The following is a 12,205-nucleotide window of genomic DNA, read 5'->3' as shown; positions in this document are numbered from 1 at the left end:
ATCAATCGTTCAAATAATCATTAAAAATAACGGCATTATGTTCTCCAATTTTAGGGGCAGGTTTATCGCTCAAAAAGTATTTTCCATCAATTTGATAGACACTTCGCGTTGTAGTTAATGTATTACCTGAATGTAATTTGACATAATGTAACATCTTAGATTGTAAAAATCCATCACTATTTAGAAAATCCGTATAATTTTTTATTTCTGCACTCCAAAAGCCATTTTCTTCAAGCAATAGTTCCAATTCTTTAGCATTCCAAGAAAGAATATTCTCTCCTAATATTTTTAATATTGTATCACGATCTCTAAACCATGTTGCTGAATCTGAGTATTCCTTTCCATCAATTGATAGTACATTTAAAAGTTTGTTAATATCCCCCATTGCAATAGCGATATAACTATCAGTTGTTTTATAAATTCCATAAGGCGCACTTAGGTAAGCATGACCTGCCCCCCTTATTTCACTTCTATTTGGATTTTTATTTCCATCATTTAAAAATGATGTCAACACTTCAAATTGCATATCTAAAGCAGATTCCAATAAGCTAACTTCTACTAAAGCACTTTTATTTGTTTTAGCACGTCTTATTAATGCTGCTAATATGCCTTGTGTAAGATGCGTTGCGCAATACATATCAACTACAGATAGACCAAAAGGAATAGGACCATCTTGCTTATTTCCTGTCAACCATGTTAATCCGGAAACCGATTGAACTAATAAATCCTGTCCAGGTTTAGTTGACCAAGGTCCTTTCGTCCCATACCCAGTTACTACTGCATATATTATTTTATCATTTAAAAGCTTCACATTTTCATAATCTAGCCCAAGTTTTTCCATGATACCAGGTCTAAAATTATGTGTGATCACATCTGCTTTTTCAATTAATTTCTTAACTAATGCCAAATCCTCTGGATCTTTCAAATCGGCAGCAAATGATTCTTTATTCCGGTTAATAGTATGAAATACAAGGCTACTATCCTCTACAAATAAATTTTTAATAGCAATTTGACGCCCAGCGTCACCTCCATTGGGCCTCTCAATTTTAATAACACGAGCCCCCATGTCTGCTAAGCGTAAACCAGCAGTCGGTCCAGCCAAAAACTGAGAAAACTCTAATACAACTAATCCTTCTAATGGCTTTTTCATTACTTATCTTGGGATTCTTTATATAATTTATTTAAAGATTCTAGAACATTTTTTTCATCCTTACTATATCTCAAATAGTCGACAACTATATCACCGGCATTATCTTGGAAATATAAATGTCCATAATAGCGCGGACGTAGATAAGCATTTTGAAGAGTTGGTAGTGTATTTTTGAAATAGTTTTTACTATTTGCATTTACTACATCATTCTGCCATGCAGCTAAATGACCAGGCTGACCGCCATTTTCAACATAAATCGTAGATTGAACAATAGGTGAAGCTACAAATTCAGCGTATTTAACAGCTAGCTCTATATTTTTTGACTTTGAAGACACAGCTAATCCAGCACCTCCTAAAGTACTAATCATAGGTTTTCCAGCAGTTAAAGTAACCAAATCATGAAATGTTAACGTCTTTTTTGCATAACCATGTCTTGAATAGTTTGAATAACCATAAGCAAAGGGACAATAAACGATATCATCATTATTGACCATGTCTTCATAAACCATAAATGGATTTTTAGAATAAAAACGTTCATCAACTAGGTCAGATAATGCCTTAAATAACTTTAATGCTTTTACTCCAACTTCTGTACTGATTACATAGTCCTTAGACTGACAGGGCTCTTCGCCTAACGAGCAGCAAAACATATAAAAACTCATCAATACATCTACAGGTATTAATGAAAATCCTACTTTACCCAATTTTGCAAGATCTATAAGTTCATCAAAACTTTCCGGAATTTTCAACCCCATTTCTTCGAGCAAATCAGCTCTAGATGCGGCTACTGGCGTAGCTGCATCTATTGCTAGCGCCCATTGTTTATTTTGAAAATTATAGCTTTCATATGATTTTCCCACAGAATTACTTTTTTGATCTTGCATATATTCTGCTGAAAGATAATCATCAAAAGGAACTAACATATTTTCTTTAGAGGCATGCCCTGTCCATGGATGATCAATAACCAATAAATCATATTCATGAGCTAGTTCCATAATTGATTTATCTGCAAATTCTTGAAGCGTACGTTTCTTCCATATAATTTCAACACCTAGATTTAATTCTTCAAAGCGTTGAGCAGATGCTACCATTGGTACGTATCCTCTACTATGCCCCCATGTTATTCCTTTTAATTGTATTTTACTATTCATTATAATTGTGTAAGTGGTTTGGTCATTGAAAATTATTTAATATCCTTCATTCTGTATAAGATTAGGATTATTATCTAATTCTGTAATCGTAAATGGCAAATAATAATTGTGTTGTTCAAAGACATAAGGAATACCAGAAGGACTAGATAGTTTAGGTAAAACTTCATGTGCAATTTTCCATCTTTTAAGATCATGATACCTATGTCCCTCTAAAGCAAACTCAACCCTTCTTTCATTTCTAATTTGCTCACGTAAAGCACTCTGTGTACTATATTTTGTCTTGTCTATAGCTGGTAGGTTTACAGATTTTCGTCCTCTAATTTGATCTACTAAATCGTAGGCTTCAATAGAAGGTCCTGCTGACTCATTTAATGCTTCAGCAAGCATTAGCAATATATCGGCATAACGAAGATGGATATAATCCTGATCAGACATTGCAGCTGTTGCATTTGTAAAAGGTAATCTGTTTAGATCAACATATTTCTTTGTATGAAATCCTGTATATGTATTATAAATAGGCACAACTGCATTAGTATTTGGATTTCTCCAAACATCAGTTGGGAGTTTTACAGTGGCATATAGACGGGGATCTCTGTTTTCATATGGCTTTTCGGAATCATATAAACTTGATTCACTAATGCTTTTGCCATCCTTCATTCCATAGGCATTCACAAGATTTTGATAAGGCTGCATTAATGCATACCAGCCTAGTTCAATGTCAAGACCTCCAGCACCAGGCCTTAATCGATGTACATTATTCGGCGCTAGATAACATGTGGAAAACAATATTTCCTTATTAATATTATCTTTAGCCTGTCCATTCGTAGTGAAAATTGATGCATAATCATCAGCTAAACCATGTTTATTGTCGTTAATAATCTCACGTAACAATGGAATAGCCTCCGTCCATTTATTTTGCACCATGAGAGCTCGAGCTTTGATTCCTTGTGCACTAGCCTTTACAGCATGGCCATTATATTTTTCGTTCGAAAGATGTTGTATTGCGAAATCTAAATCTTCATATATAAATTCATATACCTCTTCAATTGACGATTTTGGAATTCTCACATCTTGAAGCTCACTTACGAAATTTCTATAAATTACTACACCTCCAAATTGCTGAACTAATTCAAAATAAGCCAATGCACGTAAAAAACGTGCTTCTGCTTTATAATTGTTGCCCCTACTCTCACCCAAGTTTGCTTTATCAATGTTGTCTAGAAAATAATTTACAGATGACACTAATTTATAGGGAGTACTGTACATATTTACCATCGCGCCACCTAACCCTGGAGAAATGCCACCAATTGTTAAACTACCAATATTAGCCTGATTACTATTTCCAGGATCAGGGAATGCATTGTCGCTCAGTGCATCATAGTATACTCTTTCATACCCCATGAAATTTTCTTGAAGCCTTGAGTATACTCCTGCTAGAGCAATTTTTACATCCTCTTCATTATTCCAAAAAATATCATCAGAAACACTTATTAAGGGGTTTTTATCAAGAAAACCATCACATGAAACATTGCAAAGAGATAGAAATGCAACGCCCATCAATATATTTAGATTAATTTTTCTCATTTTTTATAATTTTTAGAAAGCGAAATTAGAATGTTAAAGATGCGCCCAAACTAAATATTTTGGCTTGCGGATACTGGGCAAAATTCCCCGAAGTACTTGCCCTTTCAGGATCTGCTCCTTTGTATTCTGTTATAGTAAATAGATTGTCTGCAGAAAAATAAATTTGTGCATTCTTTGCTTTTAATTTATTCATAAAACTTACAGGTACATCATATGATAACATTAAGTTTTTCAATCGCAAATAAGATGCATCACGCAAATAATAAGTAGATGCTTTATAGTTAGCAACGCCCTGATAACCGGCAACGTATAAAGCAGGAATTTCATTGCTTCTATTTTCGGCAGTCCACGCATTACGCCATTCAGTAGTTGGTGCTGTGCCCTGCATGAATGGATCAACCCCCCAATTCTCCACTCTATTTTTCACACCTTCAATACCTTGAAAAAAAGCATTTAATGAAAATCCTTTATACCCCAGATTTAGTCCAAACGAATAGGTAAAATCAGGATAAGCTCCCGCCACTACCTGTCTATCATTAACATCAACCTTACCATCACCATTTATATCCTTCATTTTTAAATCTCCTGCACGAGGATTAGGATTTAACTGATGCTCAGGAACATTGGGGTTATTGATATCTTCTTCCTGAAAAACACCATCCCATACATATAAATAGTGCGCATCAAAAGGTTGGCCAATCTCACGTATTCTATTCCCATAATTTGGAACTCGGATATGTAACAGCTCATTGTATGCAGTTGAAATCATAGCATTCAATCCATAATTAACTTCACCAATTTTATATTGATGGAATAGATTTAATTCTATCCCTTTATTACGTAATTTACCATCATTAACCGTTGGACTACTTAAACCCAAACTGGCTGGAATAGGTTGTTGTGCTAGAATATCAAAACTAGTTTTGTTAAACCAATCAAACGTAAATCCTAATACTCTATTTTTAAGCGTAGCATCGATTCCCAAATTAAATATACTTGTAGATTCCCATTTCAAGCTTTGATCCATAAACCTATTTACAACTGCTCCCTGTGATAATTGGCTATTATCATAAGAATAATATATCCCATTTATATCAAGCACATTCTGATATGCATAAGTTGAAATATCTTGATTACCTAATACTCCATAAGAAGAGCGCAATTTAAATTCCGATAGCCAAGGAAAGGCATTATTAAAGAACTCTTCTTTTGATGCGACCCATGCTCCTGAAATTGAAGGGAACATCCCCCATCGATAATCAGGAGATACTTTAGAGGTTCCATCATATCTTAAATTGGATTCTAAAATATATCTATCTTGAAAATTATATGCTAAACGCGCAAAAAACGATTGAAGTGCCCATTCCGAAGGAGTAATTAATGATGGAAGCCTTGGATGCGTAAAATAAAGGGTCTCTCCTGAAGGTAAATATCCCTGCAATTCATCTAAATTAGGATAGGCCGTTGCTGTACGACGTCCTCTTAAACTTTGTATTTTATAGGACACTTGCTCATAGCCTGCTAAAGCAGATATATTATGACCATTTCCGACACTTGTATTATAATTTAAAACAGAATAAATTGTAGGCGTTAGTGATTTAGAATATTGGTCAGTAACACCTAAAATATCAGGTCCAAATGAAGATTTTATATAATCACCAGTAGAAGCATCACGTCCCTGCAATAAATATGCGTCATATGGTTTTTGATGCATTTTATAAACATTATCTTCATAATTTATGGCAACTTTATTTGTCCAAGTTAAACCTTTAAACGGATTAATTTCAATGAAAGCTTGGGCATTTAAATTATAATCTTTTGTATTTTGATTACCCATCGCATAATATTCTTGAGGATTTCTATTACGCCCTTCATCTTGGTATGCTCTTGAAACAACTCTTCCACTACCATCTGGTAAAAAAGGACCATACAGTGGACCTGCTGCATAAATAGCTAAAGCCATGTTTTCACCGGTGAATGGTGGTTCTTTACGATCTCTATATGTCGCATTAATTATTGTTCCTACTTTGACGTACTTACTGATATCATTTTTATAGTTCAATAAAGCATTCCATCTTTTAAATTTATATCCCTCAATCATACCATCTTGATCAAGATAACCTAAAGAAAGATTGTATGTACTTTTTTCTGCTCCTCCAGAAAGGGATATATTGTGGTTCACCACATTTGCACTATTTATATAATAATCAATATTATCAAAATTGGGATAAGCATCATCGGTGCTATTTCTATATTTTTCAATATCTTGAGCTGGAAAACGAAAGGATATACCTGACCTTTGAGCTGCAATATTATACATTTCCATATATTCAGCCGAATTGGTAATTAAATCTGGAACTGCAGTTGGAAGATGTCTCCCGTAATTCACAGAATAATTTATAGAGCTTGAACCCTTCTTACCAGATTTAGTTGTTACTAAAACAACACCATTTGCTGCTCTAGACCCATATATTGCAGCTGAAGCCGCATCTTTTAATACTGTAACATTTTCTATATCTGCAGGTAATATCGATTGCAAAGAACCAACTACACCATCTATCAAAACCAGTGGTGAAACGCTGCTTCCAAAACTCCCTCTACCACGAATCAATAATCCAGGAGAATCTCTTCCCGGTTCTCCTGATCCTTGTGTTACTTGCAAGCCGGGTATTCTTCCCTGCAATAAATTTCCTGCATTAGGAGCTGGTCGTTGATTAAGAGTCTTTCCATCAACACTTGCAACTGATCCTGAAACATTAGCTTTCTTTTGTGTAGAATAACCAACAACTACGACTTCTTCTAATTCCTCATCTTTTGATTGTAATACAATAGTTGATTCTTCATTTTTGGAAATGAAAACAGTATTTGTTTGGAAACCAATTGCAGAAAACTGCACTTCTGTTGCATTTTCTAATACAATAGAAAAATTACCATTGTTGTCTGTTTTAACAGTCTTTCCAGCATATTTAACCGATACATCATTAATTGGTTCGTTAGTGTTATTAACTACTTTTCCTTTGTATGTAATAGGAGTTTGTTGAAATAAGGATTTCTCGTAAGCTACAGTTGTTGCTTTTAAATTTGAAATACTAGGTACCAATACTAACATTGACACATAGAAATGTAAACTTTGCTTTAACATAGATTTATTTATACTTGGTTATGTATACTAGTAAGTGTGAGCACTGATGTATATTCAAATATAAATATTATATTTGAATATGAATAAAATTATGGTAAATATTTTATTCATATTTTTATAATGCCTTGCCAAAGGCTACAAACGACAAATGAATCGGAAAATGGATAATATTTTATATTTTGTATTCATATTTAGAGTACTTTCGAACTAATATTATATATTTTTAGTCGTTGCACTAGAATACAACTATAGTCTATTAAGTATAGAGCTATAAAATTATTAACAGAAAATCTTTGTAATTTTTATTTATGGATAACAATAAGTACAAGGCTCCTGCATTAGAAAAAGGGCTAGATATTATTGAATTTCTTGCAAAACAGCCTGCTGCTCAATCTCAAAGTGAGATAGCTATAGGTTTGAATAAAAGTCCTAATGAAATCTACAGGATGTTATCTGCACTTGAATCTAGAGGTTATGTACACCGAGATGGCATATCGTCTAAGTATTCACTAACTCTAAAATTGTACTATTTATCTCACCATCAATCATTTATTGAAAAGCTTCGTTCAGCAGCACTACAACCGATGAAGCAAACTTCATTAATTGTAAAAGAGCCCTGTCATTTAGGTGTATTATTCAATGATAAAGTATTGGTTATAGCCTATAGTAAAAGTCCTTTTCCGATTTCAGTAATGATTGAAGAGGGAAATTTGTATGACATCTTTAATACAGCATCTGGTAAAATACTCTTAAGTTCTTTGGATAAAGAAACGCGCAATCAAATACTTGACAAAGATGAAAGCTATTTAAACCTTTCTGTAAGTGAAAAGGAAAAATTTCAAACAAACCTAGATATCATTAAAAATCAAGGCTATATAGAAATGTCAAGTACATATGCGCAAGGCGTAATTGATTTTTCAGTTCCAATTGGGAATAGTTCTTCAGGAATAATGGCTTGCCTGACTATATCTAAACTACTGACTATTAAGAATAACGAACAGTTGCAAAATGATGAAATAATAGCTACACTTTTAGCTTGTAAAAAAGACATAGAAGGTAATTTAGGATTGTATTAATATAGATCCTTACCTTCTATGTCTGTTTACTAAATTTAAGGAAGTTTAATTCAATTTTTCATATTCAAGAGAGGCTAATATAAAAGTTCCAATCGACTTACCTTCGTTTTCTGCAAGCCCAACATCCTTTCCTGCTAGGTAATAATTAATAGTTCCTGTTCTAGATAGATCTTTAGCTGGGCCTAATCCTGCAGAAGCGCAACTTTGAATGATGTCAATTTTATCATCTTTCGCTACAATAAAATTATCTAATAAACCTTGATAAGCTTTTTTAGCAACTGGTAAATATTCACTTTGATTCAAAACACCTAGACGCACACCTTTAAAAAATGCATAGGTAAATATAGATGAAGCAGAAGACTCTAAATAATTAGAAGCATCACCAACATTATGTGCCACACCATTGATTATATCCCCTACACCATCAGCATGCACACTCGAATCGTACTGTAATAATTGATACCAAAGACCTGTTTCATTATCTTGCCAACGTTTAAGTCCTGCAGCTACTTGATTAGTTATTTCTTTCATGTAATCATAATCTTTATGATCATTCGGCATATACTCCAAAACATCAACTAAGGCCGCGAAATACCAGCCCATTCCTCTCGCCCAAAACTCTTTACTACAGCCCAAATATGGTTCTTGCAAATTAGACCAAAATGAATTGGAATCAGTCGGTAATGCTGACCAAGCATGATAATTTAATTGGACATCTTTATTATATGTTTTTTGATGTATCGTTTTGAATTGTAAGACAATATCATCCCAACTAGACAAATATTCTAATTTATCATCTTTGCCAAATGTACTTTCCCATTCAGCATACACTGGTGAGCCCATATACAAGCCGTCTAACCACATTTGATTAGGATATATTGCTTTGTGGAAAAATCCTCCTGCACCAGGTAAGCTGTCTCCTATTCTACTATGATTGAATTTCAATGTATTTCTGATAAGATCTAAAGCATTTTTATAACGTGCAGCATCCTTCTTATTTCCCTTTGAAATCTCGTGCTTATATAAAGTGAAAAATACACGACCTGCTGGGAGGTCATCAATATTACTTGGTCTCAGAGCCGATTTTCCATTTTTTGAAATTATTGAAGTACCGTCTTCATTAATACAATTATCAGCAAATTGTTTCACCGATTGGTAATATTCCATTTTTTCAGGATACTGCTCCCAAGCTTTTAAAACTGATAAAGCAACCAACCCCGATACATAATCCCATCCCGTAGTATCAAGTTTTCCTTGAAAATGTCTATTACAATAAAAATCTCTCAGCCCATGGGATTCCACCATCTTCTGAGACCATAAAACAGCACTTTCTTTTTTAGGAGAAGCACATGAAAATATAAATATTGAAATTAAAAGTATGTACAAAATATTTTTCATAGATTTTTAATTAATTAAAGATAATTTGTGGTTTTAGATTGTTATTTACCAAAAAACCACATATAATACGATCATAGTAACAAGCAATAATAGCCATGCGATGTTAACAATAGTACTCGTTTTTTCGAGTTTAACTTCAGTGGTATTATTTGACTGAATAGTTGAGGGATATAGCAAAGAAATAACTACTCCGATGACCATTAGTAAGACAAAAATATAAAAAGATATCATCAAATAATGAGGCCAAAAATCAAATTCTTTGGAGGGAAAAACCCATAGATACGCTATCCCGACTCCCAGAGATAAAAAAGCTCCAAAAGTTAGTAATGTATTAACTGCCAATCGGCTTGTGCTTTTCCAAAGGACTGCTAGAAGAAATACGGCAGCTAATGGAGGTGCTATAAACCCAAGAATTGACTGAAAAATATCGAATAAATTAAGACCCCTTATTTCATCAATTGCTAAAGCCATCAGTACAGCTATAATGCACCCGACAATAACAGTCCATCGACCTGTTTGAATAATTTCTTTCGTAGTCGCAGTTGGATTTATGTGCTTCAAATACAAATCCATTGTAAACACCGTGCTTAGTGAATTGAGTGATGAGCCAATAGTACCAACTAATACCGCGATTAAGACTACGATTACCAATCCATTCATACCCGTAGGGAATAAATTTGTTACCATAGTCATGTAGGCCAATGATGGATCTTCCAAATTGGGAAATAAAATATAACAGATTACACCCGTCAAAATGAATAATGGTAAGGATAAAATTTTCAACCAAGCGATAAAATTTATACCCAATTGTCCTTGTTTTAAACTTTTTGCTCCTAATACCGACTGAACCATTGCTTGATCCGTACAGAAAAATGCGATAGCTGCTACTGGGTATCCGAGCAAAATCGCATACCAAGGATAATCTACATCTGATGAAGGGCGAATTAATGACCAGTAGCTTTCGGGGGTAGATGTGAATAAAGCATCTATGCCTCCAATTTTTTGTATACCAAGAAAAGTCAAAAGTGCTGAAACTAAAATCAATAAAATCATTTGAAAAATATTGATTTTAGCAATTGTCTTCAATCCACCTGTGTACGCAAATAATCCAGCTAAACTAACCAAAACAATGATGGATAAAGACATGGGGATACCCAAAATTTGTCTTACTAAAAAACCACCTGCAAACAACCCAAGGGATAGCCAAGATATAAGCATTTTTACTAAGGAATACCAAGCAAGTATAGTTTGCGTCCTTGAGCCAAAATGTATACCCATAAATTCGGGTAGTGTTTTAACACCTAGAGACAAATATCTCGGCGCAAATACCACTGCTAAAAGAAACAAGAAAACAAAGGCGTACCAATCAAAATTTACCGCAACAATTCCCGTCGTATAACCAACCGTTGCGAAAGCAAGCAATAATGATGGACCAACATTTGTAGCCCACATATTGAAGCCTATACTATACCAACTTAAAGATTTATCCGCCAAAAAATGCTCCAGACCACTATCTTTCTTTTTTGATGAAAATAATCCTATCAGAAGTAGTATAAATAAATAGACTACTACAATTAAGTAGTCTAAAAAAGTTAATTTTTGTAATATGGTATTCATTTCAAATCACTAAGTTTGATATTATAGCTAGCTAAAATATCGTTAGGACGCACTGGTTTGCCAGAAGATAATGTTTCATCCATTGCCTGTAATAATGCAATAGTTCCAATACCTTCTTTAATATCTGGGAAAGCAGGCTTATCTGAAAATATGGACTCAGCAAAATACTCAAGATAATTTTGATATTCTCCTGCATGATGACTCTTTCCTTCAAATCTAAAATAGTGTTTCAGCTTGTGCTCCCAAGTCAAAATCCGTTCCTCTCCAGTTTTATCCGTAACAGCGTATCTTAGATCCATATAGTCCGCCTGACTCGCCCCCTCAGTCCCCCTAAGAATACAGCTCATTTCACTGTCACGTGTTGCTGGTTGAACCGGCCCTGTATATGCTCCGCTAACTCTAGCTACTTTGTCATCATCCGTTTTAAATACAAAGTGCATGGTATCTTGATTTTTCAATCCATTTATAGATCCATTTTGACTGAGCATACCATAGCCAAAAACTTCATCAATATTAGGGAGGTACCATCTAATAAAATCAACCGGATGACTTAACCCGCCATACAACCATTTAAATTTCTCATTCAATGACCATGGTTTATTTAGAAACCATCTGTGATCAGCATGGTAATAACTTTCTACTGTTATTAATTCACCTATTAGGCCCTCTTCAAAATCCTGACGCTGTTTTTTCATTGGTTCAAAAAATCGTGAACTCTGCCCCACAAATACATGCCTATTCATTTTTTTTGAAAGAGCCAATAAATCATTTGCATCGCTTAAATCATCAATGAACGGTTTTGTACAAACAACATGTTTACCATGTTGTAAAGCTAACTTAATGTGCTCTGCATGTAAATGATCTGGTGTATAAATAGCTATTGCATCAATATTTGGATTTTCCAAAAGTTCATAATAATTGGTTGTGTAATTATGAAAATCGAACTCTTTAGCACGTTGTCTACACATTATTTCATTGAGATCACAAACTTGAACGAGCTCTATCTTTTCACTATTTAGTGCCGCCGACATTGTACTACGACCTTCTCCAAGTCCTAAAATTCCTAATCTTAATTTTTCCACTTTAT

General features: G+C 34.0%; 8 protein-coding genes. 1 reads left to right on the top strand and 7 read right to left on the bottom strand.

Annotation, left to right across the window (positions count from 1 at the left end; all coding sequences use genetic code 11):
* Position 1: 1 nt before the first annotated feature.
* Genes IPZ78_RS06135 through IPZ78_RS06120 form a run of 4 tightly spaced genes read right to left on the bottom strand, consistent with a single transcriptional unit; the run spans position 2 to position 7,027 of the window.
* Complete coding sequence (locus IPZ78_RS06135; protein ID WP_225552117.1) at positions 2-1,150, bottom strand: CaiB/BaiF CoA transferase family protein; 1,149 nt, start codon at positions 1,148-1,150, stop codon at positions 2-4.
* Positions 1,150-2,301: an ABC transporter substrate-binding protein gene (locus tag IPZ78_RS06130; RefSeq protein WP_225552116.1), complete on the bottom strand. Its 1,152-nt coding sequence runs from the start codon at positions 2,299-2,301 to the stop codon at positions 1,150-1,152. Before IPZ78_RS06130 ends, IPZ78_RS06135 begins: the two co-directional genes overlap by 1 nt.
* Positions 2,302-2,337: 36 nt before the next feature.
* Positions 2,338-3,885 carry a RagB/SusD family nutrient uptake outer membrane protein gene (locus tag IPZ78_RS06125; RefSeq protein ID WP_225552115.1) on the bottom strand — a complete coding sequence of 516 codons (1,548 nt, stop codon included), beginning with the start codon at positions 3,883-3,885 and terminating at the stop codon, positions 2,338-2,340.
* Between the two features lie 25 nt (positions 3,886-3,910).
* Positions 3,911-7,027, bottom strand: a complete 3,117-nt coding sequence (locus tag IPZ78_RS06120) for a SusC/RagA family TonB-linked outer membrane protein (protein ID WP_225552114.1) — start codon at positions 7,025-7,027, stop codon at positions 3,911-3,913.
* A 308-nt stretch (positions 7,028-7,335) separates the two neighbouring features.
* On the opposite strand from IPZ78_RS06120, the gene IPZ78_RS06115 reads away from it, so the two are divergent.
* On the top strand, positions 7,336-8,103 hold the full coding sequence (locus IPZ78_RS06115; RefSeq protein ID WP_225552113.1) for an IclR family transcriptional regulator: 768 nt from the start codon (positions 7,336-7,338) through the stop codon (positions 8,101-8,103).
* A gap of 45 nt (positions 8,104-8,148) precedes the next feature.
* Here IPZ78_RS06115 and IPZ78_RS06110 read toward each other — a convergent pair whose 3' ends face one another.
* Genes IPZ78_RS06110 through IPZ78_RS17305 form a run of 3 tightly spaced genes read right to left on the bottom strand, consistent with a single transcriptional unit; the run spans position 8,149 to position 12,200 of the window.
* Complete coding sequence (locus IPZ78_RS06110) at positions 8,149-9,501, bottom strand: glycoside hydrolase family 88/105 protein (protein WP_225552112.1); 1,353 nt, start codon at positions 9,499-9,501, stop codon at positions 8,149-8,151.
* A gap of 45 nt (positions 9,502-9,546) precedes the next feature.
* On the bottom strand, positions 9,547-11,118 hold the full coding sequence (locus IPZ78_RS06105; protein ID WP_225552111.1) for a sodium:solute symporter family transporter: 1,572 nt from the start codon (positions 11,116-11,118) through the stop codon (positions 9,547-9,549).
* Positions 11,115-12,200, bottom strand: a complete 1,086-nt coding sequence (locus tag IPZ78_RS17305; RefSeq protein WP_225552110.1) for a Gfo/Idh/MocA family protein — start codon at positions 12,198-12,200, stop codon at positions 11,115-11,117. The genes IPZ78_RS06105 and IPZ78_RS17305 overlap by 4 nt, the downstream gene beginning before the upstream one ends.
* Positions 12,201-12,205: the final 5 nt, after the last annotated feature.

It is taken from the genome of Sphingobacterium bovistauri, from assembly GCF_020295405.1.
Taxonomy (GTDB): domain Bacteria; phylum Bacteroidota; class Bacteroidia; order Sphingobacteriales; family Sphingobacteriaceae; genus Sphingobacterium; species Sphingobacterium bovistauri.
This window is presented reverse-complemented; position numbering and strand designations above follow the sequence as displayed.